At 64.2% G+C, this 15,680-nt stretch carries 14 protein-coding genes; all 14 read right to left on the reverse strand.

Annotated elements, in window-relative coordinates:
• Positions 1–93: 93 nt before the first annotated feature.
• Positions 94–2,055 (reverse strand): hydantoinase B/oxoprolinase family protein, encoded by a 1,962-nt coding sequence (locus Q2M23_RS23995; protein WP_316397239.1) that lies wholly within the window; start codon positions 2,053–2,055, stop codon positions 94–96.
• Between the two features lie 3 nt (positions 2,056–2,058).
• Positions 2,059–4,086 (reverse strand): hydantoinase/oxoprolinase family protein, encoded by a 2,028-nt coding sequence (locus Q2M23_RS24000; RefSeq protein ID WP_316397240.1) that lies wholly within the window; start codon positions 4,084–4,086, stop codon positions 2,059–2,061.
• Between the two features lie 165 nt (positions 4,087–4,251).
• Positions 4,252–5,211, reverse strand: a complete 960-nt coding sequence (locus tag Q2M23_RS24005; RefSeq protein WP_057017110.1) for a helix-turn-helix domain-containing protein — start codon at positions 5,209–5,211, stop codon at positions 4,252–4,254.
• 105 nt (positions 5,212–5,316) lie between these two features.
• Positions 5,317–6,282: a LysR family transcriptional regulator gene (locus Q2M23_RS24010; protein ID WP_316397241.1), complete on the reverse strand. Its 966-nt coding sequence runs from the start codon at positions 6,280–6,282 to the stop codon at positions 5,317–5,319.
• A 218-nt stretch (positions 6,283–6,500) separates the two neighbouring features.
• Positions 6,501–7,478, reverse strand: coding sequence for a biotin-dependent carboxyltransferase family protein (locus tag Q2M23_RS24015; protein WP_316397242.1), 978 nt, complete (start codon positions 7,476–7,478; stop codon positions 6,501–6,503).
• Positions 7,468–8,343, reverse strand: a complete 876-nt coding sequence (locus Q2M23_RS24020; RefSeq protein WP_316397243.1) for an allophanate hydrolase subunit 1 — start codon at positions 8,341–8,343, stop codon at positions 7,468–7,470. Before Q2M23_RS24020 ends, Q2M23_RS24015 begins: the two co-directional genes overlap by 11 nt.
• Positions 8,344–8,385: 42 nt before the next feature.
• On the reverse strand, positions 8,386–9,786 hold the full coding sequence (locus Q2M23_RS24025; protein ID WP_316397244.1) for an acetyl-CoA carboxylase biotin carboxylase subunit: 1,401 nt from the start codon (positions 9,784–9,786) through the stop codon (positions 8,386–8,388).
• Between the two features lie 16 nt (positions 9,787–9,802).
• Positions 9,803–10,045 carry an acetyl-CoA carboxylase gene (locus Q2M23_RS24030; RefSeq protein WP_018270951.1) on the reverse strand — a complete coding sequence of 81 codons (243 nt, stop codon included), beginning with the start codon at positions 10,043–10,045 and terminating at the stop codon, positions 9,803–9,805.
• A 40-nt stretch (positions 10,046–10,085) separates the two neighbouring features.
• A complete protein-coding gene (gene pxpA / locus Q2M23_RS24035) occupies positions 10,086–10,814 on the reverse strand; it encodes a 5-oxoprolinase subunit PxpA (protein WP_028345053.1) in 729 nt (242 codons plus the stop codon).
• Between the two features lie 89 nt (positions 10,815–10,903).
• On the reverse strand, positions 10,904–12,091 hold the full coding sequence (locus tag Q2M23_RS24040) for an ABC transporter substrate-binding protein (protein ID WP_316397245.1): 1,188 nt from the start codon (positions 12,089–12,091) through the stop codon (positions 10,904–10,906).
• A 31-nt stretch (positions 12,092–12,122) separates the two neighbouring features.
• Entirely contained in the window at positions 12,123–13,196 is a 1,074-nt protein-coding gene (locus Q2M23_RS24045; protein ID WP_316397246.1) for a branched-chain amino acid ABC transporter permease, read from the reverse strand.
• Between the two features lie 3 nt (positions 13,197–13,199).
• Positions 13,200–14,114 carry a branched-chain amino acid ABC transporter permease gene (locus Q2M23_RS24050; protein ID WP_057017115.1) on the reverse strand — a complete coding sequence of 305 codons (915 nt, stop codon included), beginning with the start codon at positions 14,112–14,114 and terminating at the stop codon, positions 13,200–13,202.
• A gap of 1 nt (position 14,115) precedes the next feature.
• Entirely contained in the window at positions 14,116–14,838 is a 723-nt protein-coding gene (locus Q2M23_RS24055) for an ABC transporter ATP-binding protein (RefSeq protein ID WP_225159390.1), read from the reverse strand.
• Positions 14,835–15,605 (reverse strand): ABC transporter ATP-binding protein, encoded by a 771-nt coding sequence (locus tag Q2M23_RS24060; RefSeq protein ID WP_316397247.1) that lies wholly within the window; start codon positions 15,603–15,605, stop codon positions 14,835–14,837. Before Q2M23_RS24060 ends, Q2M23_RS24055 begins: the two co-directional genes overlap by 4 nt.
• Between the last annotated feature and the right edge of the window lie 75 nt (positions 15,606–15,680).

Below are 15,680 nucleotides of genomic sequence, written 5' to 3' on the forward strand. Positions count from 1 at the left end.
CAATCCTCATGGCTCGAATGAAAGTGGAGGGGCGGTGTCGGATCCAGTTTTTCGTGAACGCTCTGTGCGGCTTGCCGGCGTCGCGGCCGGCATTCAGCCTGCTTTCCACGTTGCGACCGAGCGCCGCTCAAACACCTCGCGGAACTGGCGCGTCGATTCGGGAAGCAAGGCACCGGTGCCCCAATCGAGGATCACCGCGTGCTTGCGGATCGCGTCGAGCGCGTCGATTGCCCCGCTGCGATAGCGTTGCGCCACCAGCTCCGGATCGAGCCGGACATTGGCGACACGCTCGGAGCGGATCTTCGCACGGAGCGCCTCGGTCGCGACCTTGTCGACCTCGTAGTTACAGAGCTCGGCGTCGATGGTGTGCACCACGACGCCATAGTCCTTGGCGGCACGCTCGACCGAGACATAGTCGTCCTTGATATCCTCGACGACGAGGTTCGGATCGCGCTCCAGCGGATCGCCAAATCCGCCGCCGCCGGCGGTCGGACGCGAGAAAGTGTCGCCTTCGCCGATCGGGACGTCCGAGAAGATCGAGCCGAGCCGCTCCTCGGCCGTGCTGCCGGCGCGCTTCAGGGTCAGGCCGTGGGGCATCGACGGCAGGCCGCCCTCGATGCCCCACACGATCGCACGCTCGCGGTCGCAGATATAGGAGATCACGGTTTTCTCGGCCTGCAGCATCCGCGACGTCTTCACCACGCCGGCGCCGCCGCGCCACTTGCCGGGGCCGGGCGAGTCCTTGAGGATCTCGCATTCGGTGGTCAGGATCGGGTTGGCGCGCTCCTGGCCTTCGACCGGCTGCGACATCAGGCCGGTGCCGAAGCAGGCGGTCGTGACATTGCTGCCATCCTTGCCGTTGCGCCCGCCCCAGCCGCCCGGCAGCCAGTCATAGAACATGAAGATCGGCTTGTCGGAGCTGCGGGCATCGAGCCCGCCGGTGAGCAGATATTCGAGATTGAACGCGCAAGCGAGCGCGCGCTCCGGCATCAGCTTCGACCACATTTCGTAGATCGAGTTCATGATCTTCTCGAACGGCATCAGAAAGCCGGTGACCGCGATCGGCCATTTGGCGTCGACGATCGATCCTTCGGGGGTGATGATCTCGAAGCAGCGGTAGAAACCGGAATTGAGTGGCAGGTCGGGGAAGAAAGTCTTCATGCCGGCGGCGACGGCAGAGAAGGTTGCACCGAACGCCGAATTGTAGATCGAGCCGATGGTTGGATGGCTGCCGGTGAAGTCGTAGATTGCGCGATCGCCCTTGATCGTCATCTTGATGCGGATCGGGATCATGCCTTCGCCACCGGCCGGATCGCGGTCGATGAAGTCGACGGTTTCCCATTCGCCGTCCGGCAGCGCCGCGATGCGCTGGCGCGCCGAACGCTCCACATAGTCCTGGACGGCGGCAAGCCCGGTCTCGACGGTATCACGGCCATATTTGCCGACCAGGCGCAGGATCTCCCGTTCGCAGACGGCGGTGGCTTCGGCCTGTGCCTGGATGTCGCCGATGATCGAGGCCGGATCGCGCGTATTCGACGCGATCAGATGCGCGACGTCCTTGCGCAGGCCGTTCTTGTCGAACAGCCGGACTGGCGTGATGCGCAGGCCCTCGCGGAACATCTCGCGGGCGGCGACGTCGAACGATCCCGGCACGCTGCCGCCGACGTCGGACCAGTGTCCGTTGGACTGGCTGAAAGCGATGATCTTGCCGTCGGCGAAGATCGGACGGATCAGCCGCACGTCGGAGAAGTGCGTGCCGCCGGCATAGGGATCGTTGATGGCGAAAACGTCGCCCTCATGCATGTCGCCTTCGAAATGGCGCATGACATCCTTGCAGGTGAAATGCAGCGTGCCGACGTGGACGGCGATATCCTGGTTGCCCTGCGCCGCGCATTCGCCGTTGGCGTCATGCAGCGCGCTCGAGAAATCGCGATTGTAGATGACGAAGGAGTAGCACGTCCTCAGGACCTGCTCGCCCATCTGGTCGACGCTGGTGATGAAGGAGTTCTTCAAAACCTCGAAGGTCACGGGGTCGAGCGGGAGAGCTCCGGTCATGGTTCACTCCTTCACGCGGATGATGATGTTGAGATATCTGTCGACCTCGGCGGCGGCGCCGGGCGGAACGACGGTGGTGGCATCGACCTGCTCGATGATCGCGGGGCCTTGAAAGGAGAAGCCGCAGGGCAGGTTGTCGCGCCGATAGACGGGTGTATCGAGCCCGCTGCCCTCGAACCAGACCCTGCGGCGGCTGACCGGCTCGGGGCTAGCGCCGGTCGGCTTGTGGACGGCAAACTCGGCCTTGGGGACCACGCCCACTGCCTTCAGATTGAGACGGAAGAAGCTGACCGGCGCGCTGTCGCGGCGGAAATTGTATTCGCGCTGATGCTCGGCATGGAAGCTCTGCACCAGATCGGCGATCGCGCAGATCGGCCGCGGCGCGTTGACGGCAAGCGAACGCCACTGGCCGCGATACATCATGTCGATCGAGCGCTGCAGCACGATGTCCTGCTGCGCGACGCCCTCATGGATCAACCGTGCGAGCGCAGCCTTCTCGAGCTCGGCGAACTGTGCCTCGATCTCGGTGGCGTCGGCCTCGGCGGCGTCGACCATGCAGCTCTGCGAAAAATCGTGCTGCATGTCGACGAGCAGGCAACCGAGCGCTGAGGTCACGCCGGGATTGGGCGGTACGATCACGACGGGAATCGCCAGCTCACGTGCGACGTCGACCCCATGCAGGGCACCGGCGCCGCCGAACGCCACCAGCGCAAAGTCGCGCGGATCGTAGCCGCGACTGATCGAGATCAGCCGCACCGCATCCGACATGTTGGCATTGGCGACCTTGACGATTGCATCTGCGGCTTCGTGCAGGCCGAGGCCGAACGGCTTAGCGACGCCGCCCTCGACCGCTTGCCGCGCCAGCTCGGGGTCGAGCTTGACCTTGCCGCCGGCGAGATCGGTGCCAAGCCGGCCGAGCGTCACATTGGCATCGGTGTTGGTCGGCTGCGTATTGCCGTTGCCGTAGCAGGCCGGTCCCGGATAGGCGCCGGCCGATTGCGGGCCGTTGCGCAGCGAGCCGGCCGGATCGGTCCAGGCCAGCGAGCCGCCGCCGGCACCGATGGTGAGCACCTCGATCGATGCGAAGCGGATCGGATAGCCGAACTCGATGTGCCAGTCCTTGGTAATCCGCGACTGGCCCTCATAGGCGAGCGACACGTCGGTCGACGTGCCGCCCATGTCGAGGCCGATCGAATTGGGGAAACCGCAAAGACCGGCGATATGGCGGCTGGCTATGGCCCCGGCGGCGATGCCGGAGCCGGCAAGGCGCGCCGCGAAATCCTTCACGCTCGCCGGCGTCATCACGCCGCCGCCGGTGTGCAGCAGCAGAAGATCGCGGGTGTAGCCCTCGTCCGAGAGGCGTTCGCCGAGCCGGCTCGTGTAGTTGACGACGACCGGGCTCACCACGGCATTGGCGACCGTCGTCGAGAACCGCTCGTGCTCGAAGATTTCGGGAAGCACCTGCGAGGAGATCGAGACCGGAATATCGGGCATCTCGGCCAGCAGAATATCGCGCATGGCGCGCTCATTGGTGCCGTTGAGATAGGCGTTCATGAAGCACACCGCGACCGCGGCGACGCCGCGACGCTTGAGGATGCGTGCGACGCTGCGCGCAGCTTCGACGTCGAGCGGCTCGATCACCGTGCCGGCAGCATCGACGCGTTCGGGCACGGTGAGGCGGTCGCGCCGTGGCACATAGGGCCGGACCACGTCCTTGTAGGTGTCCCAGAGGTCTTCCTTGTTGGCGCGCCGGATCTCGATGACGTCGCGGAACCCCTTGGTCGTGACCACCGCGGTGCGCGGCAGGCGGCGGGTGATCAGCGCGTTCGTGGCAATCGTGGTGCCGTGCGAGAACAGCGCCACCTTGGACAGGTCGATGCCGGCCTTGGATACGCCGCCCATGATCCCTTCGATCGGATCGCGCGTGGAGGAGGTCTTCTCGATGCGCACGAGACCGGTCGTCTCGTCCATGATGCAGATGTCGGTGAAGGTGCCACCGACATCGACGGCCACACGAAGGTTCTGCGCCATGCCTCTTCCTTTCGAACGAGCGTTTCGCCGATCTTAGGCAGAGCGGCGGCCTTCGTTCTTGACGCTGAGCGCAGGAAGATTTGTGCGAGAGAGCGAACCGTGCCGGTGCCCATACATGCCCAGACCGGCGGCGGTGTGCCTAAGAATCGATCAGCAGGCCAGTCTTCAGGAGTTGGCTGTGCGCGAAATGGCGCGGGCCTCGCTCGGGGTGCATCCGAACCGGCCGCGATAATTGCGGCTGAACTGCGCCTGGTCGGCAAAGCCCCATTGATAGGCGATTTCCGAAATGCTCTTGCGGCAGTTCGCATCGCGCAGCAGGGCGTCGCACATTGAAAGGCGCTGGTTGCGGATGTAGGCGCAGACGGTCAGACCTTCGCCCTCGAAGATCTGGTGCAAATAGCGCAGCGAGATGCCGCAGCCGTCGGCAATCATCTGCGGCGTGAGCCGCATATCGTCGAGACGGGCCCGGATGAATTGCTCGCAACGCAGCAAATGGCCGTTGCGCACGGAGGACGAGTGACCGGTCAACACACGGTCGTCGGATTCAATGGCCATCGCAAGCAGCTCGATCAGGTGCTTGCCCATCATCGTGCGCGCCGTCTCGTCCATTTCCTCGATCCGTTCACCGGACAGGCGCAGCGTGTCGACGAACAGCGCGCCGACGCTGCGGCTGGCGTCGAATTGCAGCGTCGCGAGGCGCTCGGGCCGGGAAATGCGGGCGCGTAGTACCGCGCTCGGGATCTTCAGACACCACAGCGCCGTCGGATCCTGATGGCTGAACTCGTAGGGTAGGTGGCTGCGCTCGATCAGGAACGCGCCCGGCCGGCAGTGCACGACTTTGCCATCCTGCTCGAAACGGATTTCGGCGAGTTCGGGCACCGTGATCAGGAAGGATTCCTCCCGCTCGCTCAGGAGATGCCGCTCATGCCGCTTGTACAGCAGGCCGTTGGCAATGTTGCGGGACACCGAGACAGGGCCCATCGACCAAGCGCCAAGGCGCGCATTGAAGTCGCGCGTGCTCGGGAAACGCAGGTCGAGCGAGTAATAGGTCTTCGAGACGACTTCCTGCCAGTATTGGCGGCGGGTCTGCAACGGGATGTCGTTGGTCGTGTAGGTGACTTGCATGTCTCACTCCCGCCGCCGGCTGTGCCTCCGGTCGTCGTGTCCCCGGGCAAAGTTTGGCGAGGACAGCCGGACGGCGTCAAGTCGAATAAAACGGAAACTGATATTCTAGATTTCGATGGCCTCCTCGGCCTGATGTCGGTGGTCCATGCTGACCGGCGGCCGGGCCGGCCCGACGCCGGCAACCGCAAAGCGCATGAAATCGCGAAAAGCCATCGCAGCCCCCGATGGCTTGGTGTCGCGACGCCAGGCAAGACCGATGTCCATGCTGGGCACCTCGTCCTCGATGACGCGGGTCTCGATCCGCTGCCCCTCCAGCGACCAGGGCCGGTAGATCAGGTCGGACAGAATGGCGATTCCCATGCCGCCGGCGACCATGGAGCGGACAGCTTCGACCGAGGAGGTGCGGAACACGGTCTTCGGTTCGAGTGAGGCGTTGTTCCAATAGCGCATCGAGGTGTGCTTGGCCTCGTCGACCGTGAGCATGACGTAGGGATAGGTCGCGACGTCAGCGAGGTGGACCCGCTCGGCACGGGTCAGGGGATGCTCGGGCGCAAGCCACAGCCGGCGCGGCGATCGCAGCAAGGTCTCGCTGGTGAGCATGGCGTTGTCGCGCAGGTTCGAGACCAGCATCACCGCGAGGTCGAGGGCACCATCGACGAGTGCGCGCTCGAGCACGTCGCGCGGCGCCTCGAACAGCTCGATCGTGATCCCGGGGAAACTCGCCTTGAAGCGCATCTGATGACGCGGCAGGAAGTAGCCCGACACGGTGTAGGTGACGCCGACGCGGATCGTCCCGAACAGGGGGCCGGCGGACATCTGCGTGTCGCGCACCGCCTCGGCGACGGCGGCGAGGATATGACGGCCCTGGGAGAGGAAGCGGCTGCCCTCCATGGTGACGGTTACGCCGTTCGGCGCGCGCTCCAGCAAGCGGGCGCAGACGGTGGCCTCGAGCTGCTGGATCGCCGCGGTGACCGCTGATTGCGAGACGTTGAGATCGATGGCCGCCTGGCTGATCCGCCCGGTCTCGGCGGCGGCGACGAAGTAGCGGATCTGTTTCAGAGAAACGGACATCGCGGTTGTTCCGATGTTTGCACAACTCATGAGCAGTGTTTCTCAGCCCGAATGTGTCCGCTGCAACTCTCGTGCCGTCCGGCGGACAGCACACCGTGGCACAGACCTCAGATGTGCGAGCGCGCAATCGACAGCCACAGGTTTAGACTTGACCATGCGCGATCGCTCCGGCGCCCGCGGCCGAGGTCCGTTGGCAGATGCGGTGGGCCCCCTCGCGATTACGCCATGGCGCTGCGAAGCTTGCCCAGCAGCTCGGTCCGGCTCTTGCGTGCCGCAAGCGCCTGATCCATGTCGACCTTGACGAACTTCACCGGCGTGTTGGGCTGAAGCTGACCGATCAGATCCATGTCCGCGGCGATCACGGTGCCGACCATGAAGTAGCCGCCGCCGGATACGGCGTCGCGATGCAGCACGATCGGTTCGGTGCCGCCGGGAACCTGGATCGAGCCGTAGGGATAGCAGGCATCGGTGATGTTGGACGGGTCAGAGCCGGCGCCGAACGGCGGTTCGCGCGGAACGAATTCGAGCGCCTTGCCACCCTTGAAGCGGTAGCCGATCCGGTCCGCTTCCGGCGCGACCTTCCAGGTGTCGGAGAAGAACCCGCTGCCGGCGGCCTCGGTGATGCGGTGCCAATAGAGGCCGGGCATGGCGCGCAGCTCCGTCGGCATTCCCGCCGGTTGCCCGCGCAAATCGTTGGCGACGGTGCGGCCGTCCTTGACCGTCACGCTGGCACGGCCGACCGGCAATTCGTCGCCGGCCTCGAGCTTGCGGCCCTTGAAGCCGCCGAGCGCGCCGAGTGCGTAGGTCGATCGCGAGCCGAGCACCACGGGCACATCGATGCCACCGGCGACCGCGATGTAGCCGCGTGCGCCTCGCTTGAGGAAGTCGAAGGAGAGGATCTGGCCACGCTTCACTTTGAAGCTGGTCCAGGTCTCGCGCGGCTCGCCGTCGAGTTTCGGCGGCAGCTCCGCGCCGGTGACGGCGACCGTGGCGTCCTCGGTGAATTCGAGCTCGGGCCCCATGAACACCGCTTCAAGCACGGCTGCGCCCGCATCATTGCCGACGAGCAGATTTGCGGCGACCAGCGCGTGACGGTCCATGCCGCCGGAGAGCGGGATGCCGATGTGATAATAGCCGGGACGTCCGAGGTCCTGGACGGTGGTCGCAAGACCCGGCTTCAAAACCCTAACGGCCATGGAGAACTCCATCGAGCTTGCTGTTGTAGCCATCAATGTCGCGGTTGAACTCGGTCAACGAGAACGAGACGTCGCGGATTACAGGCGCAAACCGGCCGGCGTCGACGTCGGCGACCGCGGCGTCATAGGCTGCCCGGTCGATCGGTTTCCATTTCACGATGTCGCCCGGCTTGAACAGGCACATGAAGTCGCGCAAATAGCTGATGGTCTGGTTGGGATCATAGATCGGCATCGGCGTGATGCCGAACATCTGGTAACCGCCGGCGCCGCGCACCGAATAGATGCAGCTGAAACAGCCGCCATGTCCGACGGTGAGCTTCGGCGTATCCGTGCGCGGGCGCAGATATTTCGGGGCCTGAAGCTGCCGCTTGCGCTCGACCATCTGGTAAAGGAAGGGGAGGCCGGCGACGAAGCCGACCATCGAGACGAACCAGGGCGCGCTGGAATGCGCCTTGATGAAGGCATCGACGCTGTCGAGGCCATTGATCCGCGCGGCGTATTCGAGGTCGGTGCCGTCAGGATCCTGGTGACGCTCGCGGAAGCGCATCAAGGTCTCATGGGTCCAGGGATCGTTGTAGAGCACGGGGATCTCGATGATCCGCGTCTTGATCACCGGTTCCGATTTCTCGGATGCGGAATCCAGCCGCTTCAGCTCGGCGAGGAGATCGTCGGGCTTGATCCGCTCTGGATCGAACTTGACCTGATAGGACGCGTTCGCCGGGCAGATCTCGGTGACACCCTTGATCCTGGCATCGCGCACCGCATTGGTGATAAACAGGCTCTTGAAAAAGGCCTCGAGCGACATCGCTTCGCCGACCTCGGCGAAAATGTGCTCATCGCCGCCGAAGGAAAATCGAGTTTGCATGCTAGCGGCCTCCTGTTGCTGACGGGGCGGATTCTCTCGCCATCATGAGGCGACCTTCGCGGCTGATGGCGGCTGAGCGGTGGCAAGCGTGGCGGCATGGGACTCAAGCCAGGATTCGAGCCATGCCGTGTGGAAGCGCCCAGCCTGGACGTCGGCGTCGCGCGCCAGCGCCTGGTGTAGGGGCTTGGTCGTGAAAATGCCTTCGACGCTGAGCTCGGCGAGCGCGCGCTCGAGTTTCTTCATGGCGCTCGGCCGATCCTTGTCGTGCACGATCAGCTTGCCGAGCAGGCTGTCGTAGAAGGGCGGCACCGTGTATCCCTCATAGAGCATGCTGTCGAAGCGAACGCCGTCGCCGACGGGCAGGTTGAGCGCGCTCACCGTGCCCGGGTTGGGCAGGAAATTTCTGGCGGGATCCTCGGCGTTGATACGGACCTCGATCGAATGGCCGCTGACGCACATCTCGTTCTGGCTGATGCGCAAACGTTCGCCGCCGGCGATCCGGATCATCTCGCGGACGAGGTCGATGCCGGTGATCATCTCCGTGACCGGATGCTCGACCTGGATGCGGGTGTTCATCTCCAGGAAGTAGAATTCACCGGTGGCGTCGTCGTAGAGATATTCGAGCGTGCCGGCGCCGCGATAATTGACCGCTCGGGCGAGTGCCACAGCCGAGGTGCAGAGCCTCTCCCGCACGGCCTGGGTGAGCGAGGGCGAGGGGGCTTCTTCCCAGACCTTCTGGCGGCGGCGCTGCAATGAGCATTCGCGTTCGAAGCAATGGATCACGTCGTGTCCGTCGCCGAGCACCTGCACCTCGATATGCCGCGCGCCTTCGATCAGCTTTTCGACGTAAAGCCCGCCGTCGCCAAAGGCCGCGAGTGCCTCGGCCTGTGCCTGCGGCATCAGATGCTGAAACTCCCCGGGGGACCGCGCGATGCGGATGCCGCGTCCGCCACCCCCGGCGGCGGCCTTGATCATCACTGGGAAGCCGGTCTTCTCGACCAGCGCGAAGGCCGCTTCGGCCGATTCCAGCCGCCCCTGGCTGCCAGGGACGGTCGGCACGCCGGCCGCGGCGGCGGCCTCGCGTGCCGCGACCTTGTCGCCCATCAGCCGGATCGATTGCGCGGTCGGGCCGACAAAGATCAATTCCGCCGCTTCGACTGCGGCGGCGAACTCGGCGTTCTCGGCCAGGAAGCCGTAGCCGGGATGGATAGCGTCGGCACCAGTGCTCCGCGCCGCGGCGAGGATGGCGGCCTGGTTGAGATAGGATTTCGACGCCTGCGGCGGACCGATATCGACCGCTTCGTCGGCGAGCCTGACCGCAAGCGAGGCCTGGTCGGCCTTGCTGTAGACCTGCACGGTTGCAATGCCGAGATCGCGCGCTGCGCGGATGATGCGCACCGCGATCTCGCCGCGATTGGCTATGAGGAGCTTCTTGATCGCCATGGCTGGTCGAAGAGCCCTAAACGTCGATTTCGGCGATCGGCTGGCCGGCCATCACGGCATCTTCATTCTCGGCCAGGAAGCGGACGATCTTGCCGGCGATGCCGGCTTTCACCTCGTTGAACGATTTCATCACCTCGATGAGCCCGATCGTGTCGCTCTCGGCGACGGCGTCGCCGTCGTTCTTGTAGACCGGCTTGTCGGGTGCGGGCTTGCGATAAAAGATGCCTGGGAGCGGCGAGAAGATCTGCTGCGTTGCCATTGTTTCCTCTTGAGAGTCTTTGGTTCGTTGCCGCGACGGTTCAGCGCGCGGTGAGATAGGGGCGCACCGCCTCGCGGACGGCTTCGGCGATGGCGACGGCGTTCGGCGTGTCGGAGTGGATGCAGATCGAATCGGAGCCGACCACGATGTCGTTTCCGGCCACCGTGCGCGTCTTGCCTTCATTGACCGCCCTTGCGCATCGGGTTGCGGCGTCGGCCGGATCCTTCGCCTCGTGCTCGCGGGTGATGATCAGGCTGCCGTCGGCATTGTAGTCGAGGTCGGCATAGTATTCGGCGACGAAGGCATGACCGCGCCGCTCGTAGACCTTCTGGTGCAACGTTCCCTTCATGCCGAGCAACGGCACCTTGTAGACGTCAGCGGCATCAGCCACGGCTTCGGCGATCTCCTCGTTGCGCGATGCCATGCCGTAAAGTGCGCCGTGCGGCTTGATGTGATTGAGCGCCATGCCTTCGGCATCCAGGAAGGCCTTGAGTGCGCCGATCTGATAGAGCAGGCAATTGGCCAGCTCCTCGCGGTCGATCTTCATCTCCCGGCGACCAAATCCCTGCAGATCGGGCAGCGACGGGTGCGCCCCGACCTTGACGCCAAATTGCTTGGCGAGCTGCACGGTCTTGCGCATGTGATTGAAGTCGGAGGCATGAAAGCCGCAGGCGACGTTCGCGACGTCGATATGAGGCATCAATGCCTTGTCGTCGCCCATCTTGTAGAGGCCGTAGGCCTCGCCCATGTCGCAGTTGATCACGACCATCTCCTGATTTCCTTCCAACTGGCTTTGCATATGACCGGCGAAGGCCGCCCCGGGTATGACTGGCGCACCCAGGGCGGCGCATTGCCGGGTTACTTGGACACCAGATAGTCGAGCGGGATCTTTTCCGAGATCGTCCACTGGTCGATCACCTGCGGCTTGCCGGCCTCGGTGTCGACGATCAGGTAGCGACCCTGGTTCTGGTGGTGGATGTCCTTGGTGAAGGTGCGCGGCCCGAACAGCGTGGACTCGTTGTTCATCTTCTCGAGCTCGGCCACGACGGCTGCCGCATCGGTCGATTTGGCGCGTTCGACCGCCTTGGCCCAGACGTCGATCAGGACGTAACCCGGATAGACGTACTGGCTGGAGGGGTCACCGCCGGTGACCTCCTTGTACTTCTTGTTGAACTCGTTGACCTTCGGGTTCGGATCGTCGCCATAGACCGAGCCCTGCACCGGGACGTAGAAGTTCGAGAGGTCAGGAACGGCGTTCATCCAGTAGCTGCCGTCGACACCCGACCCGTTGAGGATCATCGACTTGATGCCGGCGGCGCGGATCTGCTTGATGGCGGAGACAGCGCCCGGCATCATCGTGCAGAGCATGATGGCGTCAGGCTCCTTCGGCATGCTCTTGATGCGCGTGATCTGCGAGGCTATCGAGGCATCGTCGTTCTTGAAGGTGTCACTGCCGACCAGCTTGGCCTCCTTGAGGCGCGGCAGCATCCAGTCGAAGCCGTCGCAGATGCCCTTGTTGTAGACGGTCCAGCTGTCGAGCAGCCGATAGAAGCTGCGCGCGTTCTTCTTGGTGTAAGCCCATTCCGACATGGTCGCTCCCTGCACCGGTGCCAGCACCGAGGCCGAGAACGAGAACGGGCCGACGCCGGGGATGCCGGCCTTGATCGATTCGGCGCAGAGGAAGAAGGAAACCTTGCCGGCAGCCTGCGCCTGCAACGCCGCGGGCGCGCCGAAATCGTAGTCGCAGGAGACGATGACGAGGTCGGCACCCTGGTCGAGCACCGCAAGGCCGGCTTTGGCACCCTCGGCCTGATCGGTCTTGGTGTCGGCAAAGACGGGCTTGATCTTCTTGCCGAGCAGGCCGCCGGCCTTGTTGATCTCCTCGATCCGGATCAGTGCCGCGTCCTGCGCCGGCTTGTCGTAGGCTTGCATGAATCCGGATGCCGCGGTCGCAAACCCAACAACGATCTCGTTGGCTGCCCGGGCAGGCGTGAACCAGAGCGCGGATGCTCCGGCCAAGATGCTGAGTAATGTCGTAAAGCGCATATCCCCACTCCTCCAATTGTACAAACAAGCGTCAGTGCAGTTCCTTCAGCGCGGTCTGGACCGGTGGCGTCAGGCGGCGCCGCAACGGCCATCGACGCCAGGAGAATTCCTGGTTGCGGGTCAGTCCCGTCGGCAAGTACATCAGGATCGCGATGGTGATGATGCCGATCGCGATCTCCTGGACACCGTTCGGCAGGCCGACGGTGTGACCGCCGAGGCTGATGCCCTTCTCGAGATTGCGGAACAGCTCGATCAACACGGAGATCGCGACCACGCCCGAGACGGCTCCGCTGAGGCTGTACATGCCGCCGACCACCAGCATCGACAGCGTGATGAACGTCGTCCGCAGATAGAATGCGCCGGGATTGACGATGCTCAGGAAATGCGCGTAGAGCGCGCCGGCGAGCCCGATGATGAAGGCGCTGACGACGAAGGCGATCAGCCGTTCGCGGACGATGTCGACGCCGGAGGCGCTGGCCGCGACCGCTTCGTCTCGCGTGGCGCGAAGTGCCAGTCCGGAGCGCGAAATCGAGTAGAGATAGGCGATCGCGATGGCCACGGCGCCGCCGATCCATCCGGTCCAGACATTCATGGTGGGCGGAATGCCGACGATCGAACCCTGTCCGCCCGTCACCGAATCCCAGTTCGAATAGACATTGTTGATGACGCCGAGCAGGCCGAAGGTCGCGATCGAGGCGGCGATGCCCGAAAGGCGCATGATGACGCGCCCGACGATCAGCGCGAACAGTGCCGCAAACAGTCCGGATATCGGCGTCGCTACCCACATCGGCAGTTGCGCGTGGAGCAGCCATGCCGGCAGGCCCTTGAGCGTGATCGACTTCATCACCGGCGGAATCGTGAGCCAGGCGGTCATGTAGGCGCCGAGGCACATGAAGCTGATATGGCCGAACGACAGCAGGCCCGAATTGCCGACGAAGACGTAAAGCCCGACCACCACCATGATGTTGATGAACATCTCGACCACGGTGCGGTTGAAGGCCCGGCTACCGAATTGATAGGAGAGGGCCGCCATGATGAGCAGCGCCACGATCAGCACGATCGGCGTGATGATCGTTTGCCGGATGACGGACGGCCGCTGCGACATCGATCAGACCCTCTGCTTGGCGGATTTCGGTGCGAACAGGCCCTGCGGCCGCACCAGAAGGACGACGATGACGGCGCCGTAGACGAAGGCGTCGCGGAATACCCTGGCGTCATGCGGCAGGGTCGCCTGGAACACGACGCTGGCCGCACCGATCAGGAAGCCGGCGGCAACGGCGCCGGGAATGCTGCCGAGGCCGCCGATCACGGTCGCGATGAACGCGATCAGCATCACGTTGGCGCCCATGCCGATGTCGGCGGTGCCGGAATTGGTCGCCAGGATCAGGCCGATCGCCGCCGCCAGCATGCCGCTGATGGCGAAGGCCAGCAGGATCACGCCGTTGGCGCGGACCCCGAGCATGCGCGCCATGGTGAAATTGTCGGCGGCCGCGCGCATCTCGAGCCCGTAGCGCGTGCGCTTGAGGAACAGGACGAGGACCACCAGCACGGCCAGCGTGATGATGATGGTCACGACCTGGAGCATCGGGATGTGAGCGCCGAGGAATTCGACCGGCAGGCCGAGGCTCGGCCACAGCGTGATCGACTTCGGCCGGCTGGAAAACAGCATCAGCAGGAGATGCCGGATCACGAAGCCGAGTGCGAAGGATGCGATCATCATCGTCGCCGGATTGGCATTGCGGAAGCGGCGGAAGACGACGATCTCCGACAGGATCGACAGCGCGGCGCCGATCAAGAGCAGCAGCGGGATCAGCAGATAGAACGGTAGCTGCCCGGCAAAGACGATCGCCGCCGCATCGATCGACGGCCACAGCATGGCGAAGACGCAAAACGCGATGAAATCGCCGTGCGCGAAGTTGACGAGCCGCATCACGCCGAAGATCAGGGCGATACCGAGCGCGCCAAGGGCGTAGAGGCTGCCGAGGCTGAGGGCATCGAAGATGATCTGGAGCAGCTCGCGCATCTCAATGATCTCCGAAGCCGAAATAGGACTGCTTCAGACGATCATCCCTGACCATATCGGCCGCTGGGCCCTCGAGCACGATGCGGCCGCCGCGGATCAGGACCATCCGTCCGCCCGTCATCATGGCGCGTGTCGAGCTCTGCTCGACGATCAGGAGTGTGAGCTTGCGCTGCGTCCGCAGCCGCACCAGGATCTCGTAGACCTGGTCGATGATCTTTGGCGCAAGGCCGAGCGACGGCTCGTCGATCGCCATGATGCGGGGCGCGGCCATCAAGGCGCGGCCAATGACGAGCATCTGCTGCTGGCCGCCGGAGAGCATGCCCGCCGGGGTGTGGCGGCGCTCGGCCAACATCGGGAATTCCTCGTAGACCTGATCCAGATCGTCGGCGATCTTCTTGCGGTCGGCGCGCATGCCGGTTCCGACCTTCAGATTCTCCTCGATCGTCAGCGCGCCAAAGACATTGCGTCCCTCCGGAACCAGGGAGAATCCACGCCGGGCGATGTCTTCGGGTGCGGCACCCGTGATCTTTGCGCCATCGATCATGATGGACCCGGAACCCGGTGGCACGACGCCGGCGATGGCGTTGAGCAAGGTCGACTTGCCGGCGCCGTTCGGGCCGGTCACGAACAGGATTTCGCCTTCATCGATCTTCAACGTCAGGCCGCGGAGAGCCGTCAGGCGGCCATAGCTGACGGTGATGTCGTCGACGGCAAGCAGCGTCATGACGCGACGGCCTGTTCGGCGGCGACCGGAAGCAGCTCGTCGCGCTGCGTGCCCATATAGGCGTGCCTGACCGCGTCGCTGTCACGGATCTGAGTGGGCGGGCCGGCTTCGATGACCTCGCCGGAATCGAGGACGTAGATGCGCTCGCAGAGCTCGAGCACGAGGCCGATATTGTGCTCGATCAGCAGCACCCCGACATTGAGCTCGCCGGCGATCCGCCGGATGATGGCGGCAAGTTCGTGGCTCTCATGCTCCGACATTCCTGCCGCCGGTTCGTCGAGCAGCAGATAGCGCGGTGTGCACATGATGGCGCGGCCGATCGCGACGCGGCGCTCGTCGGTATAGGGCAGGGCGCCGGCGATGGTGTTGGACAGATGCGAAATGCCGAGCCAAGCCATGACGCGCTCGGCTTCACCGATCGCCGCCGGACGGGATTGGCCCAGGCCGACGCCGGTGACCTCAAGGTTGTCCATCACCGGCAGGTCGCGGAAAAGTCGGCCCGACTGGAAGGTTCGCGCCACGCCTTTGCGGCGCAACTTGTGCGCTGCAATGCCACTCAGCGTCTCGCCTTCCAGTTCCACGGTTCCGGCGCCAACCGGCTGGAAACCCGTCAGCACATTAATAAGGGTGGTCTTGCCGGCTCCGTTCGGACCAATCAGTCCGGCGATACGTCCCCGCGGTACGGTCAAGGTCACGTTGGACAGTGCCTTCAGGCCTTCGAATTGGACGCTGATATCGCGAGCGACCAACTCCAAACCATCGGACATGACCTCAATGCCTCTCACTCGCGAACCGATGGATTGATTTTTCCGGTCCGCCGGGGGATTGTAAAATTCGAAATA

This window comes from Bradyrhizobium sp. 33ap4 (assembly GCF_032654765.1).
GTDB lineage: Bacteria > Pseudomonadota > Alphaproteobacteria > Rhizobiales > Xanthobacteraceae > Bradyrhizobium > Bradyrhizobium australafricanum.

What these genes read in the sequence shown, in the direction of transcription:
- Q2M23_RS23995 (WP_316397239.1), bottom strand. Translation starts at nt 2,055, where the DNA reads ATGACCGGAGCTCTCCCGCTCGACCCCGTGACCTTCGAGGTTTTGAAG.
- Q2M23_RS24000 (WP_316397240.1), bottom strand. Translation starts at nt 4,086, where the DNA reads ATGGCGCAGAACCTTCGTGTGGCCGTCGATGTCGGTGGCACCTTCACC.
- Q2M23_RS24005 (WP_057017110.1), bottom strand. Translation starts at nt 5,211, where the DNA reads ATGCAAGTCACCTACACGACCAACGACATCCCGTTGCAGACCCGCCGC.
- Q2M23_RS24010 (WP_316397241.1), bottom strand. Translation starts at nt 6,282, where the DNA reads ATGTCCGTTTCTCTGAAACAGATCCGCTACTTCGTCGCCGCCGCCGAG.
- Q2M23_RS24015 (WP_316397242.1), bottom strand. Translation starts at nt 7,478, where the DNA reads ATGGCCGTTAGGGTTTTGAAGCCGGGTCTTGCGACCACCGTCCAGGAC.
- Q2M23_RS24020 (WP_316397243.1), bottom strand. Translation starts at nt 8,343, where the DNA reads ATGCAAACTCGATTTTCCTTCGGCGGCGATGAGCACATTTTCGCCGAG.
- Q2M23_RS24025 (WP_316397244.1), bottom strand. Translation starts at nt 9,786, where the DNA reads ATGGCGATCAAGAAGCTCCTCATAGCCAATCGCGGCGAGATCGCGGTG.
- Q2M23_RS24030 (WP_018270951.1), bottom strand. Translation starts at nt 10,045, where the DNA reads ATGGCAACGCAGCAGATCTTCTCGCCGCTCCCAGGCATCTTTTATCGC.
- pxpA (WP_028345053.1), bottom strand. Translation starts at nt 10,814, where the DNA reads ATGGTCGTGATCAACTGCGACATGGGCGAGGCCTACGGCCTCTACAAG.
- Q2M23_RS24040 (WP_316397245.1), bottom strand. Translation starts at nt 12,091, where the DNA reads ATGCGCTTTACGACATTACTCAGCATCTTGGCCGGAGCATCCGCGCTC.
- Q2M23_RS24045 (WP_316397246.1), bottom strand. Translation starts at nt 13,196, where the DNA reads ATGTCGCAGCGGCCGTCCGTCATCCGGCAAACGATCATCACGCCGATC.
- Q2M23_RS24050 (WP_057017115.1), bottom strand. Translation starts at nt 14,114, where the DNA reads ATGCGCGAGCTGCTCCAGATCATCTTCGATGCCCTCAGCCTCGGCAGC.
- Q2M23_RS24055 (WP_225159390.1), bottom strand. Translation starts at nt 14,838, where the DNA reads ATGACGCTGCTTGCCGTCGACGACATCACCGTCAGCTATGGCCGCCTG.
- Q2M23_RS24060 (WP_316397247.1), bottom strand. Translation starts at nt 15,605, where the DNA reads ATGTCCGATGGTTTGGAGTTGGTCGCTCGCGATATCAGCGTCCAATTC.